Raw genomic sequence first — 22,883 nt, forward strand, 5'->3', positions numbered from 1 at the left:
AAATTTTAACACTTATTTACTAAAAAGAAAATATAAAAACTTTACTTCACTACCCCTAAACGTTGTCCGAGTTGATAAAAATTTAACTCATTATAAAATTTAGCGAAATTTTTATGGTATTCATCGAGATCAAAAGCTTTATTGGTATCTTTTAAAGTGTCATTGTTTTCAAAAAAATATCCTTTATCTCCTATGTAAATTCCATTTTTATCCGCCCATACCACGTCATTAAAAGCAAATTCTAATTTTTCATCGGTGGGTTTTGCTAACATATTTCTTCCGCCAACACTTAAATAACGAACATTACTTAGACTTAAAGCATAAAGAGTAGGAAAAATATCTTTATGAGAACCCAAGCGATTTTTATCGTAATAAATATCATTTTGTAAAACTTTAGGGATGTAAAGATAAAAAGGCACACTATAAGCAAAAGCTTTTTGAGATTTTAAATCAATCTCCATTTCACGAACCCTATGATCTCCAGTAGCTGCTATAATAACGCTATCTTTAAATGAGCTTTGTTTGACTTTGTCTAAAAATTTTCCAAATTCGTTATTAGCGTAGGTGTAAGCTTTGATGATATCATCTTGTTTGCTCTTTTTATAAGGAAGTAAATCAAACAAAGCTTTTGGGATATTTTCAAGCTTAGGTAAACCTTCTTGTGGGATTTTATAAGGAGGATGATTGGAAATTGTTAAACCTATGATTAAAGTATTGTGTGGATTTTCTTGCAATAACTCATAAACTTTTTTATATAAAAACTCATCAGCGATTCCGTAACCATTTTCACTTTTTTTAGCTTCACTATATGTTTGCATTAAAACATTTTCATCTATAATTTCATCAACACCTAAAACACTTAAATAATTTTTAACATTTTGCCATGAACCATTTCCAGCACTTACAAAAATAATCTTATATCCAGCTTTTTTATAAACTGCAATAGGAGTTAAATCTAAATAGGTTTTTTGAAATTTACTCGTAGAAATATTTTGAAATGGGCTTATAAAAAATAAATTAGCAAAACTTGGTATCGTGCCATTGTGAGTACTTAAAAACCTTTTAAAAACAAAATCTTTTTCAAAATGTGGTTGTAAAGCACCTAAGAAATTATGCTCTTTATTTGAAAAATCTTCTAAGTTAAGTCCAAAACTTTCCATTAAATTCACAAAAACACTAGGATGAATTTTTTCAGCTTGTATATTTTTAGGACTAGTATATAAATCATCAAAAAGTTTGCTCTTAAGCTCTTGTGCTTGTGAAGAAGTGATGGTTTTAAAATTTTCTTCTTGGCGATATTGTTTAAAAGCCCAAGAAAAAGCCATTATAGGATTTAACATAGTATCATTTAAAACACTAAATTCGCTAAAAGAATAATTTTGAACATTGATAGCTACATGCTTAAAAGGACCTCTTAAGGCTATAATATAACTTCCAATCAATATGAAAATTAATAATACAGATACAGGAAATTTTAAACTAATTGGCTTTAGCTCTAATCTTAAAATTTTCAAATTAACAAAAACGCAAAAAATTCCAAAAACGAGCATTAAAATAAGAATTTTTAAAACAGGATAATCACTATAAACGATATTTAAAATCGCTTGAGTATTATCATCTTTTAAACCAAATATAAAAATATCAATTTTACTTTTATAAATTTCATAATAATAATATTTTAAATAAGAAAAACCTATACAAAGAAAAGAAATAAAAGCTATGTAGAAACTAGAAGCAATACGGTAAGCCTTTAATACCCCCCCCCAATTGCTAAATTTCGTTTTTTTTTAGAAAAAAACAACACTATAAAACCACAAAGCAAAAAAGGTAAAAATGCAACACTTAAAAATCTTATATCGTGATAAGCTCCCAAAAGATACATCTTAACAAACTCGCTTTTATCGCTTACTAAATCACTAGGGATAAAATTAACTTGCATTAGTGCTCTATTAATAGTAAAAACGACCATAAACAATACGCTAAAAACAACAATTTGTAGCAAAACCTTTCTCATTTAAATCCTTTCATGGAGTAAATATTTATAAAAACATCAAATTTTTAACCAAGTTCTATTAATTTTGCAAAATCTTCTTTTTTGCGGTAAGATGAAAATCTTTTAGATTTTTTATCAAACTCTATTGATTATCAAAACCCTTTATCATTTTTTCAAAACACCAGAGTTTCCTTGCTTCATCGGCTTTTTTAGGCTCTACTATCAACATTTCTTCTTCACTGCCCAGTCTTTCTTGAATTTCTCCAAAAGCATCGATAAACATAGTATCGCCGTAAAAATTCCATTCTTCTTTTAGTTTTCCTATACGATTAACTCTTAATATACTCGTAGAATTTAAAAAAGCTCTCATTTTTAAAAGCTCTTCCCATCTTTTTTGACTTTCAAAAGTTGAAGCTGTAGGAATAATAACCAAATCAATCTTTTTTTGCATAATCATTTTCCAAAAGCCATCAAAATGCACCTCAAAACCAAAAAGCAAAGCACATTTTAACCCAGCATAAGAAAAAGTGAAAAGTTTATATTTATCGCACTTATTACTAAAAAAGCTTTTTTCATTCCAGTGATTATAAGGCATTAAAATTTGCTGTTCATAACTTTTTATTCCATTTGGAGAAACTTTTAAACAAAGTTTTTTATAACCTTTATTTTCTACACTAACAAATGGAGCTATAATTTCCAATTCATATTTTTTTGAAAGACGTATAAGACTCTCTTTTTTTACTTCACTTTGCTCTTTTATCATAGATTTTGGCATCGAAAGCAATTCAATAAAAAAACTATTAACGACATATTCACCTAAAACAACAAGATCTGCTCCGCTATCTTTTGAAGCCTTTAAGTAATAATCCAACCTTGACTCGCTTAAAGCTAAAGTAGGAAATTGTAAGGCTGAAATTTTACTCATCTATATTCTCCACTTCTAATTTTGCCTTTTCTAATTCTTCTCTAGCTTTTTTGATATTTTCTAAGCCAGCTTTATAAATTTTTACACTTTCATTTAATGTTAATTCATCATTATTTAGCTTATCTAAAGCCTCATTAGCCTTTTTTAATTTTTCCTCAAAACTCATTGATTTACCTTATAATTTGGCGCTTCATGAGTTATGGTTACATCATGAACGTGACTTTCTTTAAGACCTGCACTTGTGATTTCCACAAATTCAGCTCTAGCTTGAAAATCTTGTATATCTTTAGCACCTACATAACCCATAGAAGAACGAAGACCTCCTAAAAGTTGATGCACTACACTTTTAATGCTACCCACGTAAGGTACACGCCCTTCTATACCTTCTGGAACTAATTTATCTTGAGCTGTTCCTTCTTGAAAATAACGATCAGAGCTGCCCTTTTGCATCGCTCCAAGCGATCCCATTCCGCGGTAAGATTTGTATTGTCTTCCCTGATAAGTAAAAAGCTCTCCTGGGCTTTCATCAGTTCCTGCCAAAAGAGATCCTATCATAACAGAGCTAGCACCCGCTGCTAAAGCCTTAGCTATATCACCTGAATATTTAATCCCACCATCAGCGATCACCGGAATTCCGTATTTTTTAGCTTCGATAGCGCACTCATCTATGGCTGAAATTTGAGGAACGCCTACGCCAGAAACTATACGAGTAGTGCAAATACTTCCTGGCCCTATTCCCACTTTTACAGCATCAGCACCTGCTTCGCAAAGAGCCTTTGCAGCTGCTGCGGTAGCAATATTGCCCGCGATCAAATCTAAATTTGGATACTTTTGTTTTATAGCTTTTATAGTATCAATAATACCTTTAGAATGCCCGTGTGCAGAATCAAGCACTACAACATCAACCCCAGCTTCTACCAAAGCATCAACTCGTTCCATTTGCCCTACGCCTATAGCAGCACCAACGCGAAGTCTTCCAAAGCTGTCTTTATTAGCATCGGGATATTCTTTACGTTTTTTAAGATCTTTAATTGTTATCAATCCCTCTAAGTGGCCTTCATCATCTACAATAGGCAATTTTTCAACTTTATTTTTACTAAAAATTTTTTCGGCATCATCTAAGGTACAACCTTTTGGAGCAGTAATTAAAGGAGTTTTTGTCATAACATTTTCAACTAAATTAGAATAATCACTTTCAAATCTTAAATCGCGATTGGTTAAAATTCCAATAAGTTTTTTACTATCATCAACCACAGGAATGCCTGAAATTCTATATTCTGCCATTATTTCTAAAGCTTGAGCTATGCTTGATTTTGGACTGATAAAAATAGGATCTATAATCACCCCACTTTCACTTTTTTTTACCCTTTTAACCTCTCTTACTTGAGAAGCGATATCCATATTTTTATGAATAACCCCAAGTCCACCAAGTCTTGCCATCATAATGGCGGCTCTATGTTCAGTTACTGTATCCATTGCAGCAGAAATTAAGGGCATGTTTAAGAAAATATTTTTTGTAAGTTGAGTATGAATTTGAACTTGTTTTGGGAGTATCTCAGAATAACAAGGGCGTAAGAGCACATCTTCGAAGGTTAAAGCACGTTTGACTATATTCATTTATTTCCCCTATTTATAATTTTTTCAAGACTCAAAGCTCCATCAAGTAAAGTTTGCTCTTCAAATGCTTTGCAAACAAGCTGGGCTGAAATATTAAGTCCATCTTTATCTTTACCTACAGGCACGCTAATACCTCCAAGACCGGCTAAATTTAAAGAAATAGTATAAATATCTTCTAAATAAACCTCCATAGGACTTTTTTTGGCGTTAAAATCAAAAGCAGTTGTTGGAGTTACAGGCATAAAAATCAAATCACAATCTTTTAAAATTTCTTCGTATTTGGCTTTTATAAAAGCTCTAGCCTTTTGTGCTTTAATATAATACGCATCATAATAACCACTGCTTAGCACAAAAGTTCCAAGTAAAATCCTTCTTTTTACTTCTTCTCCAAAACCTTCACTACGAGTATTGATATACATATCTTTAAGATTTTCTATATTTTCAGAACGCCTTCCATAGCGCACACCATCATAACGACTTAAATTCGCACTGGCTTCAGCCGTTGCGATAATATAATACGCCGCTATATCATACTTGCAATCAAGCATTTGTTTATAAATGATTTCGTGTCCGTGTGATTTTAACATATCTATAGTTTTTAAAAGTGCTTTTTTAACCTCTTCACTTGCATCATTGATATAGTTTTCAATCACTGCAATTTTTAATTTTTTATCTGCATTTAAATTAGGTGCTGTTTTGATAAACTCGATATTTGCACTCGTACTATCCATTTTATCATATCCTGCAATAGCATCATATAAAATCGCAGCATCTTCGACATTTTGTGTTAAAACACCTATTTGATCAAGACTTGAAGAATAAGAAGCTAGGCCATAACGACTAACCCTGCCATAACTTGGTTTAAAACCAACGCAACCGCAAAAAGCAGCAGGTTGACGTACCGATCCTCCTGTATCACTTCCTAAACTTGCCAAAGCTAAACCGCTTGCTACAGCCGCAGCACTACCGCCACTTGATCCTCCTGGAACTTTATTTAAATTTAAAGGATTTAAAGTTTTTCCATAATAAGAAGTTGCTGTTGAACTTCCCATAGCAAACTCATCCATATTAGTTCGTCCATAAGGAGCGAAACCATTTTTTTTCAAATTAACAATAGCAGTAGCATCATAAGGCGCTATATAACCTTGTAAAATTTTACTGGCACAAGTTAATTCCCACCCCTTAACACTAATATTATCTTTAATAGCAATAGGAATTCCTTCACAACTTTGGCTTAAATCTCTACCTAAAAACTGCTCTATATAAGCTCCTAATTTACTTTCTTTTTTAGCTCTTTCGTTTAATTCTTTTTTTAAATTTTGAATTTCTTCTTGAGATAATTTCAAGGCTTCTTTTAAAGTTATCATTTTCCTTCCTTGTATTTTTTTGCATATTTTTTAATCAAAACAATCGATACACCACAAAAAAAAGCGATCACAAAAATAGTTGCAATCACTACACTATTTGACATAGGATGTTCAAACATTTTTCAAAACCTCACTACAACGCACACAAGGTTCGTTTTCTTTCTGGCTTTCTAGTTTCCAACATCTAGGGCATTTATGTGATATAGCTTTAGCAACTTTAAATTTTTCACCTTCAATTTCAAATTCGCACAAAATTTCACCAAAGCCATCTTTGGCATCACTTACCATAAACCAATCATTTAACTCATCTTTTGGTATAAAATTAAAACACTTAGAATCTGTGATAAGATTTAGTTCTAAAGTTGATTTTATCAATTTATCTTTTTTAAGTACATCAATTTTTTCAAAAAATTTCTCACGCACATTGAGTAAAAATTTATCATCTATGCCAAAATCATATTCAAATTTCTCTTTCAAGCTAAGATCAAAAACATCAACTATATCATCTTTAATTAAAACATTAGCGTGTTCTAAAGCTTCATCAACACTATAAGTTAAAGTTGGAGCAAGTAAATTTAAAAGCTCTTTAGTTATTAGAGCCATTGCCACTTGAGCTGATTTTCTACGATCGCCATTTTTAGCATCACAGTACAATCTATCTTTACTGATATCAAGATATATTCCACTTAAATCCGCACTTAAAAAATTTAAAAGCATGTTAAAGCCTTTGGCAAATTCATAAGCTAGGAAATTTTCTTTAACATTTTTAAACACACGGGTTGCGCGTGTGAGTATCCATTTATCTATAAAACTAAATTCATTAATTTGTAAATTTTGTAAATCATTAATGTTTGCAAGTAAAAATCTTATAGTATTTCTTATTTTTCGGTATTGCTCACTTACTTGCTTTAAGATATTATCAGAAATTTTTAAATCACTTGAATAATCACTTAAGAGTATCCAAAGTCTTAAAATTTCAACCCCGTAAGTTTTAGCTACATATTCAGGTGCTATCACATTACCTTTGGATTTGGACATTTTTTGCCCTTTTTCATCTGTGGTAAATCCATGGGTTAAAATGTTTTCATAAGGAGCTATTTTGTTAATTGCAGTTCCTATAAGCAAAGAACTTTGAAACCAACCTCTATGCTGATCGCTTCCTTCTAAATACATATTCGCTCTTTTTTCTCCAGCGTCATAAATTCCACTATTTAAAACCGCATTCCAAGTGCTTCCGCTATCAAACCAAACATCTAAAATATCATAAACTTTTTCTAAATTTTCTGGATTATATTTTGAATTTTTAGGAATTAAATCTTTAATTTCAAATTCCCACCACGCATCAGCTCCATGTTTTTCAAAAATATTGGCCACAAAATCAAAAAGTTCAGAATCTAAAATCACTTCTTTAGTATTTTTATCTCTAAAAAAGGCTATAGGTGTTCCCCAATCTCTTTGGCGTGAAATACACCAATCAGGACGATTTTCAACCATAGATCCAATTCTTTTTATGCCGCTTTGCGGATAGAATTTTGTTTTTAGAATTTGTTCTTTTGCGCATTCTCTTAAAGTTTTACTTTCTAAAAGTGCTTCATCCATTAAAATAAACCATTGTTTAGTTGCCCTATAAATGACAGGTTTATGAGTTCTCCAGCAAAACGGATAAGAGTGTATAAATTTGGAAGAATGCAATAAAGAATCACCCAAAAGTTCTAAAATTCTTTCATTAGCCTTAAAAATATGAAGTCCTATAAATTCATTTAGCAAATTTTCTGGCAAAAGTTTTTTAGTCCTTAAAGTTTCATCATAACACCCTCCATCATCCACAGGCATTAAAACTTCAATATTATATTTCAAACAAGCATAATAATCATCCTCACCATGACCTGGAGCAGTATGCACGAGTCCGCTTCCACCATCCATCAAAACATGATCACCCATAATCAAAGTGGATTTTCTAAAATTTAAAGGATTAATCGCTTCTAATCTTTCAAATTCTTTTGCATTAAGCTCTTTTTGCACCTCTCCTTTTGTTAAACCTTTTTCTACCATACTTTTAAGCAAAGCACTTGCAAAAATAAAGCCTTCTTTGGTGATCACATAATTTTCATTAGGGTTTAAAGCAATGGCTTGATTTGCTACTAAAGTCCAAGGTGTAGTTGTCCAAATAACCGCACTAGCTTTTAAAACTCCTATTTTTTTACAAGCATTTTCATCTAAATCAAAGGCTACAAAGATAGAATAATCTTCTTTATCTTCGTATTCTACTTCAGCTTCAGCCAAAGCTGATTTTGCTGCCCAGCTCCAAAAAACAGGTTTGGAACGTTCGCATAATAACCCTTTTTTAGTAATCTCACACAAAGTTCTATAAATAGCCGCCTCAAATTCAAATTTCATTGTAAGATAAGGCTTGTCCCAATCTGCTATAATGCCAAGTTTTTTAAATTCTTCTCTTTGGACATCAACAAATTCACTAGCATGTTTTCTACAAAATTCTCGGATTTCTTTTTTGCTTAGGTTTTTTTTCTTCTCACCAAGCTTAATTTCAACTTGCTGCTCTATAGGCAAGCCGTGACAATCCCAACCTGGGGTAAAACGAATTTTTTCTCCATTAAAATAATGCAATTTGATAATCGTTTCTTTTAAAATTTTATTTAAAGCATGACCGATATGAATATGGCCATTTGCATAAGGAGGACCATCGTGTAGAGTAAAGGTATCGCAAGTATCTTTACGCTTTTGTTTCATTTTCTCATAAGCATAATTTTGATTAAACCATTTTTCAAATCTTTGAGGTTCAAACTCGGCCAAATTTGCACGCATAGAAAAAGTAGTATTGGGCAAAAGTAAGGTATCTTTGTAATCCATTTTTCCACCTAAATTTTTTATAATCCCAAATTTTACTAAAATTAGTTTAAAATTTAGCTATAATTACACAAAAAAGGGAAATTTTATGAAACATTTACTTTTTCTTATTGGCGATGAACTAGAAATGAATGATGATTTTAGAGATTATATCTACCGTTGCTATAAAAAAAAATTTAAAGAAATTTGCGAAATTCGTTTTCAAAATAAAACCGATAAAGAATTACCTTTTTTACTAGAAAAACTTTTAACAGAATATGATTTTATAACCCTTTTTACCACATCTAATCATTATGCAACCATAGCTAAAATTCTTGCAACACTCAATGAAGATGCTTTGGTTTTAAAAGAGAATAATTTAGTTCCTGATAAAGCTTATTTTTCTAAAGATAGCTTTGTATGTGATTTTATCCATTCAAAAATCAATGTTATAAAAGCTACTATAGGACAAAAACTTCCTGAAATTCTTGGAGACATAAAACCAAATTTTACCTATTTTTGCCTTTTTGGTATAGATGATGAAAGTGCTGTAGTACTTCTAGATGCCTTAACAAAATCTTATGAAGTTAAAATCAAAACAAGTAAAATACTAGATAATCTCACACTTATTAAAGCCACTTGTCCTAATTTTGGAAAATTAGATGGATTTCTAATCAGTATTAAAAATCTTTTTGGGCAAAAAGTATTTTTAGGAAAAAATCCTTTGGATTTTATTATTTCAAAACTTCTAGAAAAAAACTTAAAAATTTCCTTTGCTGAAAGCTGCACAGGTGGGCTTTGTGCTAGCATGCTTACTAAATTTAATGGGGTGAGTCAAATTTTTGAAGGATCGATTGTAAGCTATTCTAATCGCTTAAAACATGAATGGCTAGGTATTGCGGAAGAAAATTTGCAAAACAAAAGAGAATATAGTGAACGTTGTGTGTACTTTATGTTGAAAGGAATTTTTAAAACAGCAAAACCTGATTTTGCCTTAGCTATCAGTGGAGTAACCGGAGAAAATGATGAAGGCGCGATAAAATCAGGTACTGTTTATATAGGAGCGATGTTTAAAGATGGAACATTTGTACAAGAAATTCTTCATTTAGATGGAGATAGGGAATTCATGCAAAAACAAGCTGCGATGGCAACTTTTTGTTTATTATTAAAACTCAAGCCAGAAATTTTTGAATTTTAATTTTATAAATGATTAAACTTCTATAGCCTATAATTAATTTAGCTTAAATTACATTAAAGGAGTTAATTTATGAATTTTAAAGATCTTATTTTAAAACGCCATGCTTGTAAATTATTTAGTGATAAAAAGATCAATGAAAATGACTTAAATTTTATCCTAGAAAGCGGAATTTTAACTCCAAGTTCTTACGGCCTTGAACCTTGGAAATTCATTGTTTTTGAAAAGCAAGAAGATAATTTAGAACTTTCTAAATTGTGTTTTAATCAACAAAATGTCGCAAGTGCAAGTCATAATATCGTTATTTTAGCTAGAAAAGATTTGCAAAGCAAAGATGCTTTTATTCAAAAGCAAGTGCGTCGATTCTCTGATTGCAATGAAGAAAAATTCCAAAAAATTCTACAAATTTATACCCAAAAAACCGATACTATGAATGATAGAGAACTTTATCATTATGCCCAACTTCAATGCTATCTTGCGATGATGCAAATGTCTTTAGCAGCAATTAGTTTAGGGATAGATTCTTGCATGATAGGCGGATTTGACAAAGATAAAATAGATCATTTTTTAAAATTAAACCACCCTTTTGAAACAGCTGTTGTCTTATCGCTTGGATATAGAGCACAAGAACCAAAACATACAACCAAACGTCTAAATTTTGATGAAGTAGTTGAATTTTACAAGGAAAAATAATGAAAGAACTTGAAATTTTTTACAATAGATATTCTTGTAGGAATTTTAAAAAAAATGAAAAATTAGATCTACAAACTTTACAAACTATATTAGAAATTGCCCGTCTTAGTCCTAGTTCTTTAGGCTTAGAACCTTGGAGATTTTTAGTAGTACAAGATCAAAATAAAAAAGAAGAATTAGTAGAAATTTGCAATCATCAAAATCATGTTAAAGATTGCTCTACTTTAATTATCATTGTTTCAAGATTTGATTTTTTAAATTATTTTGAAGAAAAACTTAGAAAAAGAGATATGAGCGAAGAAGAAATTCAAAAACGTTTAAACACTTATATGCCCTTTTTAAAATCTCTTAATAATGAACAAAAAATTGCCTATGCGAGAGAACAAGCTCACATAGCGCTTGCAGGTATACTTTATAGTGCCAATGCTTTAAATATAGCGAGTTGTCCTATAGGTGGCTTTAACAAAGAAAGGCTTGACTCTTACTTATCTCTTAATGCTGAAATTGAAGGAACTACTTTAGTAGTAGCTTTAGGCTATTCCAATGATGAAAAAATTCCTCAAAAAAATCGTTTTAAGTTTGATGAAGTGGTTCAATTTTTATAGTTTTTTCTAAAATAAACTGAATTTTTATAAATAAAAATATTTACTTGGTAAGGATTGATCTTTACCAAGACTTTACTACAATTTTATATAATTTCCAAAACTTTATAATTTTTATAAGGCTATAAATGAATTTTCCAAATATTTTGGCGTTTTTAAGGATTATTTTAGCGCCTTTATTGTTTTTTTTATTAACACACTCTTTTAAAGAAATACATCAAAGCTGGATCAATTATTTTGCAGCTTTAACTTTTTCTTTAGCAGCAATCAGCGATTTTTTTGATGGTTATATTGCAAGAACTTGGAATCAAACAACAAAGTTAGGAGGGATTTTAGATCCTTTAGCTGATAAAATGCTTATTTTAGCAGCTTTTTTAGGCTTATTGATGATAGGAAGAGCAAATGAATGGATTGTTTATCTTATACTCGTTCGTGAATTTTTTATCACTGGATTTCGCGTTGTAATGGTTAGCGAAAATTTAAATGTCAATGCCTCATTTACAGGAAAGCTTAAAACGACTTTTCAAATGATAGCTATAGGATTTTTAACAATGGAGTGGATAGGAGGAGAAATTCTGCTTTATATCGCCTTCTTTTTAACTCTTTATTCTGGCTTAGAATACGTTTTAAGCTATATAAAACAAAATAAAGGAAAACTTCAATGAAATCTTTATTTTTTTTAATTTTAATACTCATACTTGGATTTAAATTTTATTCTATAGAATTTTTAGCAACAATTTTAGTCATTTCTTTTTTGATTTTTTTCCATGAATTGGGACATTTTTTAGCAGCAAAATCTTTAGGAGTGAAAGTCGAAGTTTTTAGTATAGGTTTTGGAAAAAGTCTTTTAGAATATAAATTTAAAAACACCATTTATCGTTTAAGCGCTTTACCTTTTGGTGGCTATGTTAAACTTAAAGGACAAGACGATATGCGTCCAGGTTTTGAAAATTTTGATCCAGATAGTTATAGTGTTTTAAATCCTTTTAAAAAAATTTATATTCTTTTTGCAGGACCTTTTTTTAATCTTCTTTTAGCTTTTATACTTTATATAATTATAGGAAATTTGGGAATACAAAAATTATCAACGCAAATAGGTTCTATTATGCCAAATTCAGCTGCACAAATAGCAGGTATAAAGCCTGATGATACAATTTTAGCTATCGATGGAGTTAAAATTAAAAGTTTTGATGAAATTTCTGAACATTTAAAATTGAAACCTTTAAAACTTCTTATAGATAGAAATGGAGAAAAGTTAGAACTTAATCTTACTCCAAAAATAGGACAAGGTTATAATGATTTTGGTCAATTGATTCCAAAAGCACAACTTGGAGTAAGTCCGAAAGGCACTAGTGTATTGGTTTTTCATAGTGGTTTGCAAAGTTTAAATTATGCCTTACATGAAAGTATCAAAGCCTCGACGCTTATCATTAAAGGTATAGTAAAACTTGCAAATGGAGAAGTAGAAGCTAAAAATTTAGGTGGTATTATTACTATGGCTAATATCACCTCAAAAGCGGCACAAACGAGTTTTACACTTCTTTTACTTATTGCCGCTTTAATTTCTATCAATCTAGGAATTTTAAATCTCTTGCCTATTCCTATGCTTGATGGAGGACATATATTGTTTAATATTTATGAAATTATTTTCAGACGTAAAGTTCCACAAAAAGCTTTTGAATATCTAAGCTATGGAGGAATGGCTATACTTTTAAGCTTAATGCTTTTTGCTACTTTTAATGATATCTTAAGAGCTTTACAATGAGTCAAAATTTCACCTATCCTTTACCCAATTTTTCAGATTCAAAAAAGAGTGTTACTTTTTGGCGTTATTCACGTTTTTGGGCTAGAAAACTCTTGTATTTTTCTCAAATAAATTTTTTCATTAAAACACTCAATGAAGAAAAAAATAATCATTTAAAATACTTTTTTCAAGAAAGATCTTATGCTTGTTATAATGTTATCAGGAGATTTTGCGATAAAAGTTTTAGCGCCAATGATAGGGTTAAAACTTTGCTTTATGATGTCGATAAAGGATTGAAAACATTTACTTTTTTTCCAGAAAAGAAAAATATTTTTACGCTTAAAGATGAAGAAAATACTTTTGAAATTGTTCTTGATCAAAATCATCATGTTTGCGAGGAAGGTTTTTGGGCTATCAAGCTTAAATTTAACACTCAAGTCATCTTACAAGCAAGTTTTTGCTTTACTCTTGAAAATAACATTTTAATTGCTTGTATACAAGGTTATAAACATGAAAATTTAGACTCTTTAAAAATCAATAAAATTTGCACCAAAAAATTTTTTGGACTAAGACCTGCAGATTTAATCATAGAATGCATTAAAATTTTAACTAAAGTTTTAAATTGCAATGCCACACTTGGTGTTTATGAAAAAAATCAAATTCGATCTAAAAAAGGACAAAGTAAAGGTTATTATGTAAATTATCAAAAAATTTGGCTCGAAAATGGCGGAAAACTTATAAAAATTAGTAAATACAAATATTATAAACTCTCACACTCTCGAAAAAAAATGGAAGAAATTCCAAGCCAAAAACGCTCTATGTATAAAAAGCGTTTTGCAATACTTAATGAAATTGAAACAAACTTAAATCAAATTTTTCTAAATAATGCTTCTTAGATACCTAACGCTCTTTTCGCAACCCTCTTTCTGAAGTTGCAAAAGCTTTTCTAATAGCTCATTGGAAACTTCTTGAGGATAATAATACTGCATAGCTTTTAAGCCTTCAAACAAAGGTTTTTCTAACTTAAATGCTCCTTCTCCAAGCTCACTAACCCCACCAGTTCCTTTTTCTCTTTTAAAAGTTGCACAATAAGGAAAACATTGCTCTATATTGATACGATCCAAACCTTCATTTTTTAAAATTTCTACACAAGCTTTAATATCAATATTTCCTTCTCCCAAAGGCACACCGCAAACATAATCTACTCCATCTTCATTAAAAATAATATGATCTTTACAATGAGTGCTAAAAGTATATTTCGCCATATCTTTACAAGCTTTAATAGGATCTTCATAAGCCATCATCGAATTTCCAAAATCATACAAAAATCCTATTCTAGGATGATTGATTAGAGCTAATAATTCAAGCAAATCGCCTGAAGTTTGATATTCATGATTTTCTATAGCAAGTTTTAAATCATATTTTTCTAAAATCTCGATTAAAGCCTTAATTTCATTATGTGAATTTAAAAAATCTTCTTTATTAAAGACTGCTGTTATTTTAGAATCATCAAAACTGCCATCACTCGCATTTTTAACTTTTTTATTTTTATCGGTTAAAGGAACATAAGATCTTATGATTTTGGCATTTAAGGTTTGTGCCACTTTAGCAATTTTTTCAAATTTATTTTTATCAAAACCCTTAGCATCAATTTCACAATACATATTATATTCATCAAGTTTTGCTTTAATTTTTTTAAGATGATGCTCGTCATTGCTTCCTAAACATCCCCATTCTTCATCCAAACCAAAATCTTTAATGATATTAATCATCACTCCATCACAGCCTAGTTCTTTTGCAAAATCTATATAAGAAAATATATCCATTCTGCCATTTTGAAACCATAAATGCATACTTTCTGTTTCTAAACCAATTTTCATTTCTTCTCCTAATTATTTTTTTTCTTAGCTATCATTTTTAATAAAATAGTCGTTACTATAACTCCACAAATTGCAAAAAATCCCATCAATGCAAAAACAATTCTATAACCTGTTAAACTCTGATGAAAATAATCGATAATAAACCCATAAAGTGCGAAACAAAAAAGCTGAGGGGAATACCCAAAGATACAAGCAATACTCATAGCTGCTCCACTAATCTCTCTAGGAATTTCTATCTCGTCCACAGGAGCAAAAAATGTCGCACGCATAGTAAATACTATGGCTCCAAAACCTAAAGTTAAACACATTCCAAAATAAATATTAAGCTTTTCATGAGGCATAAAAATAAAAATTAAAATAGCAAAAGCTGCTAAAATTAAAGCAAACCTCAAATATCTAGTTGATGATTGGAATTTTTTGTCTGCCAAATATCCACCTATAGGACCGCCGACTAATTTTAAAGTGTATTGATTGATAATTCCATACGCACCCACCAAAGCCGCTGGCATACCATAAATATCTTTTAAAAAGGGGATAAATGAAGTTAAACCGCAATATATAGAATAAATAGTAAAAATAGTTAAAGAAACTACCCAAATTTCAGGAGTTTTTATAGCTCTTATAACTCCATTCCAAGCTGCTTGATTTTTGCTGATTTCAATTCCTTGTTCGTTGATTGTATTTATTTTGTCATCTTCGAGAAAAAAATAAGCCAAAACACCTGCTACTATCACACAAATGCTATAAAAAAGTATGGCTGCTTTTAAACCACCTGCTCCTGATCCTAAAAGTAAAAAAATTCCTAAAGCACTAAAAGCAACAATAGTATCTACAACTCCTCTTCCTGCTTCTAAAAAACCAAAAAGTCTTCCTTGTTGAGTAGAATCTCCAAGCAAACGAATAGCTTTTAAAAGAACAGGCCAATAAATTACCTCACCAAATAAAGCTAACAATCCCCAAGCGATTAAAATACCATAAAACGATGGAAAAGTTGAAATATAAAATCCAATCAAGCCAATACATATTAAAGAAAGTGGGATAAGAATTCTTTTAGAAAACCTATCTGCTATATAAATTGAAGCGAAATTTCCGATTGTTTGAACGATACCGTAAACTGAAAGCGCAAGACCTATTTGGGTGTTACTAAGACCCATAAAATCTTGCATAGGAACGTAAAAAGCATCTTTTAAACCAGAAAGTTTAAAGACAGTCCCCCCTCCTATAACCAAAATAATGAAAGTAAACCAACGAATAGGCTTTTTCTCCATAATTTTTACCCCTTCTTGTGTTATTTAAAAATTTTAAATTTAGCAGTAATCCTAACATAAAAAATATTTTGTTTTATTTAAATTTATCATTAATTAATACTTTTGTAAATATTTAATAATATTATGTTACTTTTGGTAATAAAATTACAAAGTCAAGTATAAATTAAGTATATTTTGCTATAATTTAAAGTTTGCAATAATAAAAATTTGCAAAATCCTTGCTCATCGTAAAATGGGCTTAATATCCACAAGGAGAATGTATGAAACATTATGAGGTTTTATTTATCTTAAAGCCGACTCTTACAGAGGAAGAAGTCAATGCTAAGTTGGAATTCGTAAAAGAAATCCTTACAAAAAATGGTGCAGAAATTGAAACAGTTGTTCCAATGGGCACTAGAAAACTCGCTTATAAAATCAAAAAATATGAGCGCGGGACTTATTTTGTAATCTATTTTAAAGCTCCTCCTAAACTCATTGCTGAATTAGAAAGGATTTTAAGAATTACAGAAGAAGTCATTAGATTCTTAATTGTAAAATATGAAAATAAAAAAGAAATTGCGGCTTGGGAAAAGCTAAGCCACGGTATCAAGCAATCTAAAAAAGAAATTAAACCTTTAGATACCCCTGAAATTCAATAAGGAATAAAATGTTTAACAAAGTTGTTTTGGTTGGTAATCTTACACGCAACATAGAAATGCGTTACGGACAAAATGGTAATGCTATAGGTGCTTCAGCCATTGCCGTAACGAGACGTTTTACAACAAATGGAGAAAAAAGAGAAGAGACTTGCTTTATTGATATCAGCTTTTACGGCCGAACTGCAGAAGTTGCTAATCAATATCTTACAAAAGGATCAAAAGTTCTCATAGAAGGACGTTTAAGGTTTGAACAATGGAGTGATCAAAATGGTCAAAATCGTTCTAAACATAGCGTTCAAGTTGAAAATATGGAAATGCTAGGAGGGAATAATCCTACGCAAGGTGGAAATTTTGGCAATTCAAATTATGAAAATCAAAGTTATGATCCTTATGCAAATCAAAATAATTTCGAAAAAACTCCACAAAGAATGCAAAATTCTAACCAAAATCAAGAAAAAATTAAAGAAATCGATGTCGATGCTTATGATAGCGACGATACTGATTTACCATTTTAAAAGGATTAATTATGGCAGAAAAAAGAAAATACTCACGCAAATATTGCAAATATACTGAGGCAAAAGTTGAATTCATTGACTACAAAGATACAGCTATGTTAAAACACGCTTTATCCGAAAGATTTAAAATTATGCCTCGCCGTTTAACAGGTACAAGTAAAAAATATCAAGAAATGGTAGAGGTAGCAATCAAACGTGCTAGACACGTTGCACTTATCCCTTATATAGTTGATAGAAAAGAAGTAATCAATAATCCTTTCGAAGGATTATAAGAAAAAAGCAAAGGTTGTTCTTAACCTTTGCTTGATTATTTATTTTACCAAAGCGTATTTTAAAACTTCATCAAAACTTTCTACAGGAATAATTTTCATATTATCTTTCACTTCATCGGGAATATCTTTTAAATCTCTTTTGTAGTTTTTCTTTGGAATTAAAGCAATTTTTATATCTGCTTTATACGCAGCGATAAGCTTTTCCTTTAGCCCACCTATAGGCAATACATTTCCAGCCAAATCAATCTCTCCGGTCATAGCCACATCAGCGCAGACTTTTTTATCACTAAATACCGAAGCAATTGCGGTGCTTATAGTGATACCTGCACTTGGTCCATCTTTAGGTGTAGCTCCATCTGGAACGTGAATGTGTAAATCATAGCTATCATAAACATTTACCTTAGGATCTAAAATAAATTTTTTAGGAATTTTTATTTTTCCTTGATCAATTAAGACTTTAATCACACTAAAAGCAATCTTCGCTGACTCTTTCATTACATCCCCTAAGCTTCCTGTAAGGGTTAAATTTCCCTTGCCTTTAATCTTAATTGCTTCAACTTTTAATACATCACCACCTACACTTGTCCAAGCTAAGCCATTAACCTGACCTATACGGTTTTCTCCATCATTTTTTTCAATCTCAAAAACTTTTTTATCTAAAAATTCTCCTAAATTTTTGGTATTAATATTAACTTTTTTTATATTTTCTAAAAGTAGTTTTTTTGCACTTTTTCGACAAATTTCAGCAACTTTTCTTCTTAAATTTCTAACACCTGACTCTCTTGTATATTCACTAATAATAAGCTCTATGGTTTCATCATTTATATTTAATTCGCTAGCTTTTAATCCGTGTTTTTTAAGTTCATCTGGAATGAGATATTTTTTAGCAATATGAAATTTTTCATTAGGAGTATAAGAACTAAGCTCTATAAATTCCATCCTATCTCTTAAAGGTGCGGGAATATTGCTTATATCATTAGCTGTTGCTATGAAAATAATTTTACTTAGATCAAGATTAAAATTAAGATAATAATCTCTAAATTTAGAATTTTGTTCTGGATCAAGAATTTCTAAAAGAACAGCACTTGGATCCCCTCTAAAGCTTCTGTTTAATTTATCAATTTCATCTAATACAATTACAGGATTAATCTGCTTTGCTTCTATAAGTCCTTGAGTAATACGTCCTGGCATAGCTCCTATATAAGTTCGGCGATGGCCACGAAGTTCATTTACATCTTCAAGTCCACCCAAAGCTATACGTATAAGCTCTCTTTTTAAAGCTTTAGCCACTGAATTAGCTAAAGAGGTTTTTCCTACTCCTGGAGGTCCATAAAGACAAAGTATAACTTTGGCACCATCTTTATCTGCGATGGCACGTTTTTCTAAAAGTTCTCTCACTGCAAAATATTCTTCTATGCGTTCTTTTGGCTTATTTAAAGCATAATGATCATTATTTAAATATTTAGAAACTTCTTTAATGTCAAGCTTCTTTTTTGCTACCTTCTCAAATGGAACATCTAAAGCCGTTTCAATATAAGTTTGTATCATAGAAGCTTCAGAATTATCCTGATGAATACGATCGAATTTTTCAATTTGTTTTTTAATTTCCTTGTAAGCATCTTCGTGCATAAATTTCTTCTTACTTTCTAGCTTCTTATAATAATCTTTAATTTCATCTTCTTTTTGAGTATCACTTCCTAATTCTTTTTGAATTTGTCTAAGTTGTTCTTTTAAAAAATACTCTTTATTAACTTTATCAATACGAGAATGAACTTTATTTTTAATTTCTTTTTGAATTTTATTTGCTTCAATTTCTTGAGCTATCAAATCAATTAATTTTAAAAGTTTTTCTTCTAAACTAGTTAAAATAAAAAAATTATAAGCATCTTGTTTTTTTATGCGTATAATATTTAAAACCAAATCACAAATTCTAGAAGCATCCATTCCTTCATCTATAGTTCTAAGTAAATCAGGAGAAAAATAATGACTTATATTAGCCAAAACTTTAATTTTTTCTTTTAAAACATCAAGCAAGGCTTCTTTTTTAGTATTATCCAAAGGTTCTTCTTCGATTAAATTTACAGTTGCCTCTAGAGGTTTATTTGAAATTGGTTTTATAATCCTAGCTTTAGCATAACCTTGAAACAATATCTTAACTCTTCCATCGGGCAAGGGCACTTTTCTCATAATAGTACCCACAACCCCACAATCATAAATTTCATCAAAAGTCCTTCCGTTTTCAAACTTAGAAGGAGCAACAAAAAGCATAGAGTCTTTTTTAATTGCAAGATCTAAGGCTTTCATATTTTCAGAATCATTGATAAAAATAGGCGTGATCATAAAAGGATATAAAAATAATTCATCTTCTACCAAAACAGGCAAATCAGCTGGATATTTTTGTATGTCTTCTATTTGCATTATTTTCCTTTAAAATTAAAATTTTTCAAATATACTTCTATACCAAGGGAGCTCTGGTTTAATAATACTTTGTTTGTAAAATTCGTTTTCTTGCAATCTTTGTTGATAAATTTCTGCACTCTGCATACGTCCGGTTCGCTTATATAAATCTTGTATTGTATCATTAAGATAAAAAACCGCTAAGTTAAATTTAGTCAGCATAGTTTGCACTAAAGGATTATACTCTGTATCAGGATAATCTTGCAAAAATGAACCGATCTCTTTTTGGCTTTCAAGCATTAAAGCTTGATTACGATTTGGAACACCAAAAGCATCAAATTTGGCCTTAATTTTTAAATAACGAATATAATCAACATTGCGAGAGCTGCCAAATTTTTTATTATACTCATCTAAATAAAATTCAGCCAATTGATATTCTTCTTCATCAATGTGTGCTTGTGCCAAAATAATTAAAGTGGTCTCTAAAAGAGGATCGGATATATGTTCGCTTGCCATACCATTATAATGTTCATCAGCCTTTTCTAAATCTTTATCTTGTAAATCTTTAATGATTTGTCGATACCACTCACTCGCAGTTAGATTATATAATCCCTCGTTGTTTTTTGTACTACAAGAGCTTAATAAAATTCCCAATAAAATAAGAAAAAAAAGATTTTTTTTCATAGATTTTTACCTTTAATTTGACTTAATATCCTAATCTTAAATGATTATTTTTTATAAATTATAATAAATTTAGATAAATAAATTTAAAACTTGGAACTAATATTGCTTATTTTATGATACAATAATAGTAGAATTTTAAGAGGAGAGAAAATGACCCTAGCTGTTAAATGCCCAATTTTAGGTTTTGAAGAAACCAAAAATATGGAATTTTCAACTATAGATGAAGTGTTTGTAAGATTAAAAAGTCTTGATGGAAAAGATTTTTCTTTTGTTCTTATTAATCCATATCTTATAAGACCTGATTACGAATTTGATATACCTACTTATTATCAAGAATTACTTTCTTTAACACCGGATTCTAATATGAAAATTTATAATATAGTAGCCATTGCCAAAAGTATAGAAGAATCTACTGTTAATTTTTTAGCCCCTGTAGTAATCAACCTTGATAACAATACTATGGTACAAGTTATTCTTGATACGGTAAATTATCCTGATTTTTTTCAAGCTGATCAAATTTCAAACTATATCAAAAAGAATGGAAATTAAATAAAAAATATATTGTTTATTTGTCTTTAAGAAAGACTGATTAGCTTCTGTAGTATTTTAGATCGAAAGAATTTGCTAAAAACTAAGAAGCTAAAAAATTTAAAAGGTAAATATTCAATGAAAAATGCTTTTTCACTTTTAGAATTGGTTATCTCTATGATCATTTTAGGTATTATTTTCATAGGTATTTCAAAACTATTTTTATATTTTTACAAAAATTACAACAATCTCGATCTTTTTAAGCAATTATATCAATTGCAAAATGAACTCTACATTCACCCTAAAGAAAAAGATATAATCCTTTATACTCAACTCCTAAAACCTATAAATATAAAAGAAGTTTATGTGAGCGACGGATTATTTGAGTTTAAAAAGCTTTATATTCAAGATCAAAGTTATAATATATATTTTTATGAACAAAGCTTTTAGTCTTTTTGAATTTATTATTGTGCTTATTTTATCTGGAATGATACTTGCCATACTTTCTAAACCTTTATGGGAATTTTACCATTTTAATCATCAGTATTTAACAACAAATAAACTTATACTTAAAACTCATTTAACACTTTTAAGAATAGAAAAATTGCTTCAATCTTGCACAAGCATAAATTTAAAAAGCCACTCAATAAATTGTTTTCTAAAAGATGATTTACTAACTCTTGATGACAGAAAAGCACATTTGCTTAATTCTACTTTAATTTTGGAAAATAATGATACTTTGTATTCTCCAAAAAGCGATATACAAGCTCAATTACAAAACAGAAAAGCACTTTATAAAGATGAAAAAAATATTCTTTATGCTTTAGTTAATAATCAAATTCAAAAAATTTTTGTTTTGTCAGAAAATAATTTATCTAGTTCTTTTAAAGGAAGTTTTATACCTGTAAGCGCTCAATTAAATCTTATATTTAAAAATAACCAACTTTATTATGAAATAAAACCAAGATTTAGTGATGAGTTAAAACAAAATGCTATTTTAGCTGAAAATATAAGTTTTTTCAAAATGCAAAATTCCAAATTAAAAATATGTATCAAAGAAAAAAATCAAGAATATTGTCTTGAAAAAAAGCTATTTTTATGAAAAAAGCTTATATTTTAATAACACTTGTATTTTTAATATCTTTTTTAGGATTTTGGTTGAGCTTAAATACCACGATTTCAAGTTATACGCCACGTTTTATTAGGGATAGCTATTATTATTTGCAAGCACAAATACTCATCGATGAAAAACTCGCTAAATATTTATTATACAAAGCTAAATTAGAAAATAAAGAATGTTTAAATTCTATCACTTTAAATTATCCAAATCCAAATGATAAAATAAAAATAGATTATTATTACCCTATTGCTCAGTGTCAAAATTTCAAACTCGTATCTATCAATCAAGATGCAAACTTAAGTAAAGATGGTGTAATTATTGTACATATTAGTGTAGCTTTAAATTCACAAAAAGGAGTTAATGATGAAATTTTAATCAACAAAACTTTTATTCTGCAAGCAAAAGAAAGTTTTTGGCTTAAAAAATAAATTTACCATCGTTTGATAAAATTTTTTAAATTATAAAAAATATAAGGAGTGAGAAATGTCTTTTAAAGCTATTAGTCAAAATTTTCTCACTTGGCATATACCCTTTATGCAAATTGCACTCATTTGATTTAACGTAATTTTCTTAATTTATTTTCAAAAAATACTTAATTAAT

At 29.7% G+C, this 22,883-nt stretch carries 23 protein-coding genes and 1 pseudogene; 13 read left to right on the forward strand and 11 right to left on the reverse strand.

Going from position 1 to position 22,883, the window contains the following annotated elements:
- Positions 1-41: 41 nt before the first annotated feature.
- From CQA69_RS01400 to ileS, 7 genes and pseudogenes are all read right to left on the reverse strand, one after another.
- A pseudogene (locus CQA69_RS01400) lies at positions 42-2,014 on the reverse strand (LTA synthase family protein).
- A gap of 121 nt (positions 2,015-2,135) precedes the next feature.
- Positions 2,136-2,918, reverse strand: coding sequence for a carbon-nitrogen hydrolase family protein (locus CQA69_RS01405; RefSeq protein ID WP_137620062.1), 783 nt, complete (start codon positions 2,916-2,918; stop codon positions 2,136-2,138).
- Entirely contained in the window at positions 2,911-3,084 is a 174-nt protein-coding gene (gene xseB, locus CQA69_RS01410) for an exodeoxyribonuclease VII small subunit (RefSeq protein ID WP_137620063.1), read from the reverse strand. The genes CQA69_RS01405 and xseB overlap by 8 nt, the downstream gene beginning before the upstream one ends.
- Positions 3,081-4,535, reverse strand: a complete 1,455-nt coding sequence (gene guaB / locus CQA69_RS01415) for an IMP dehydrogenase (protein ID WP_137620064.1) — start codon at positions 4,533-4,535, stop codon at positions 3,081-3,083. Before guaB ends, xseB begins: the two co-directional genes overlap by 4 nt.
- Positions 4,532-5,902, reverse strand: coding sequence for an Asp-tRNA(Asn)/Glu-tRNA(Gln) amidotransferase subunit GatA (gatA, locus tag CQA69_RS01420; RefSeq protein ID WP_137620065.1), 1,371 nt, complete (start codon positions 5,900-5,902; stop codon positions 4,532-4,534). The genes guaB and gatA overlap by 4 nt, the downstream gene beginning before the upstream one ends.
- Positions 5,899-6,021, reverse strand: a complete 123-nt coding sequence (locus CQA69_RS09250) for a hypothetical protein (protein WP_281275555.1) — start codon at positions 6,019-6,021, stop codon at positions 5,899-5,901. Before CQA69_RS09250 ends, gatA begins: the two co-directional genes overlap by 4 nt.
- A complete protein-coding gene (gene ileS, locus CQA69_RS01425; RefSeq protein ID WP_137620066.1) occupies positions 6,014-8,770 on the reverse strand; it encodes an isoleucine--tRNA ligase in 2,757 nt (918 codons plus the stop codon). Before ileS ends, CQA69_RS09250 begins: the two co-directional genes overlap by 8 nt.
- 85 nt (positions 8,771-8,855) lie before the next feature.
- Here ileS and CQA69_RS01430 point away from each other — a divergent pair, with 85 nt between their 5' ends.
- The 6 genes from CQA69_RS01430 to CQA69_RS01455 all read left to right on the forward strand — a co-directional run bounded on the left by CQA69_RS01430 (position 8,856) and on the right by CQA69_RS01455 (position 13,876).
- Positions 8,856-9,944: a CinA family protein gene (locus CQA69_RS01430; protein WP_137620067.1), complete on the forward strand. Its 1,089-nt coding sequence runs from the start codon at positions 8,856-8,858 to the stop codon at positions 9,942-9,944.
- A 69-nt stretch (positions 9,945-10,013) separates the two neighbouring features.
- The gene (locus CQA69_RS01435; RefSeq protein WP_137620068.1) at positions 10,014-10,634 is read left to right on the forward strand and encodes an NAD(P)H-dependent oxidoreductase; all 621 of its coding nucleotides are present in this window, start codon (positions 10,014-10,016) and stop codon (positions 10,632-10,634) included.
- Positions 10,631-11,239, forward strand: coding sequence for an NAD(P)H-dependent oxidoreductase (locus CQA69_RS01440; protein ID WP_137620069.1), 609 nt, complete (start codon positions 10,631-10,633; stop codon positions 11,237-11,239). Before CQA69_RS01435 ends, CQA69_RS01440 begins: the two co-directional genes overlap by 4 nt.
- Positions 11,240-11,364: 125 nt before the next feature.
- The gene (gene pgsA / locus CQA69_RS01445; RefSeq protein WP_137620070.1) at positions 11,365-11,901 is read left to right on the forward strand and encodes a CDP-diacylglycerol--glycerol-3-phosphate 3-phosphatidyltransferase; all 537 of its coding nucleotides are present in this window, start codon (positions 11,365-11,367) and stop codon (positions 11,899-11,901) included.
- Positions 11,898-13,001: an RIP metalloprotease RseP gene (gene rseP, locus CQA69_RS01450; protein WP_137620071.1), complete on the forward strand. Its 1,104-nt coding sequence runs from the start codon at positions 11,898-11,900 to the stop codon at positions 12,999-13,001. Before pgsA ends, rseP begins: the two co-directional genes overlap by 4 nt.
- Positions 12,998-13,876, forward strand: a complete 879-nt coding sequence (locus CQA69_RS01455) for a VirK family antimicrobial peptide resistance protein (RefSeq protein ID WP_137620072.1) — start codon at positions 12,998-13,000, stop codon at positions 13,874-13,876. The genes rseP and CQA69_RS01455 overlap by 4 nt, the downstream gene beginning before the upstream one ends.
- Here the strand turns inward: CQA69_RS01455 and CQA69_RS01460 are convergent.
- Positions 13,859-14,860: a sugar phosphate isomerase/epimerase family protein gene (locus CQA69_RS01460; protein WP_137620073.1), complete on the reverse strand. Its 1,002-nt coding sequence runs from the start codon at positions 14,858-14,860 to the stop codon at positions 13,859-13,861. The two genes, CQA69_RS01455 and CQA69_RS01460, sit on opposite strands and share 18 nt — an antisense overlap.
- 8 nt (positions 14,861-14,868) lie before the next feature.
- Positions 14,869-16,131 carry an MFS transporter gene (locus CQA69_RS01465; protein ID WP_171000287.1) on the reverse strand — a complete coding sequence of 421 codons (1,263 nt, stop codon included), beginning with the start codon at positions 16,129-16,131 and terminating at the stop codon, positions 14,869-14,871.
- Positions 16,132-16,388: 257 nt separating this feature from the next.
- Here CQA69_RS01465 and rpsF point away from each other — a divergent pair, with 257 nt between their 5' ends.
- Genes rpsF through rpsR form a run of 3 tightly spaced genes read left to right on the forward strand, consistent with a single transcriptional unit; the run spans position 16,389 to position 17,553 of the window.
- Positions 16,389-16,766: a 30S ribosomal protein S6 gene (gene rpsF, locus CQA69_RS01470; RefSeq protein ID WP_137620075.1), complete on the forward strand. Its 378-nt coding sequence runs from the start codon at positions 16,389-16,391 to the stop codon at positions 16,764-16,766.
- An 8-nt stretch (positions 16,767-16,774) separates the two neighbouring features.
- Complete coding sequence (locus CQA69_RS01475; protein WP_137620076.1) at positions 16,775-17,281, forward strand: single-stranded DNA-binding protein; 507 nt, start codon at positions 16,775-16,777, stop codon at positions 17,279-17,281.
- An 11-nt stretch (positions 17,282-17,292) separates the two neighbouring features.
- Positions 17,293-17,553, forward strand: a complete 261-nt coding sequence (rpsR, locus tag CQA69_RS01480; RefSeq protein WP_002853032.1) for a 30S ribosomal protein S18 — start codon at positions 17,293-17,295, stop codon at positions 17,551-17,553.
- Between the two features lie 39 nt (positions 17,554-17,592).
- Here rpsR and lon read toward each other — a convergent pair whose 3' ends face one another.
- Both lon and bamD read right to left on the reverse strand, forming a co-directional pair.
- Positions 17,593-19,971: an endopeptidase La gene (gene lon / locus CQA69_RS01485; RefSeq protein ID WP_137620077.1), complete on the reverse strand. Its 2,379-nt coding sequence runs from the start codon at positions 19,969-19,971 to the stop codon at positions 17,593-17,595.
- Between the two features lie 15 nt (positions 19,972-19,986).
- Complete coding sequence (bamD, locus tag CQA69_RS01490; protein WP_137620078.1) at positions 19,987-20,634, reverse strand: outer membrane protein assembly factor BamD; 648 nt, start codon at positions 20,632-20,634, stop codon at positions 19,987-19,989.
- 150 nt (positions 20,635-20,784) lie between these two features.
- On the opposite strand from bamD, the gene fliW reads away from it, so the two are divergent.
- The 4 genes from fliW (at position 20,785) to CQA69_RS01510 (ending at position 22,710) form a co-directional block, all read left to right on the forward strand.
- Positions 20,785-21,183 (forward strand): flagellar assembly protein FliW, encoded by a 399-nt coding sequence (gene fliW, locus CQA69_RS01495; RefSeq protein ID WP_137620079.1) that lies wholly within the window; start codon positions 20,785-20,787, stop codon positions 21,181-21,183.
- A 117-nt stretch (positions 21,184-21,300) separates the two neighbouring features.
- Positions 21,301-21,612, forward strand: coding sequence for a prepilin-type N-terminal cleavage/methylation domain-containing protein (locus CQA69_RS01500; protein ID WP_137620080.1), 312 nt, complete (start codon positions 21,301-21,303; stop codon positions 21,610-21,612).
- The gene (locus CQA69_RS01505; protein ID WP_137620081.1) at positions 21,596-22,264 is read left to right on the forward strand and encodes a hypothetical protein; all 669 of its coding nucleotides are present in this window, start codon (positions 21,596-21,598) and stop codon (positions 22,262-22,264) included. The genes CQA69_RS01500 and CQA69_RS01505 overlap by 17 nt, the downstream gene beginning before the upstream one ends.
- On the forward strand, positions 22,261-22,710 hold the full coding sequence (locus tag CQA69_RS01510) for a hypothetical protein (protein WP_137620082.1): 450 nt from the start codon (positions 22,261-22,263) through the stop codon (positions 22,708-22,710). The genes CQA69_RS01505 and CQA69_RS01510 overlap by 4 nt, the downstream gene beginning before the upstream one ends.
- The last annotated feature ends 173 nt before the right edge of the window (positions 22,711-22,883 follow it).

Source organism: Campylobacter estrildidarum (assembly GCF_005406205.1).
Classification (GTDB): Bacteria; Campylobacterota; Campylobacteria; order Campylobacterales; family Campylobacteraceae; genus Campylobacter_D; species Campylobacter_D estrildidarum.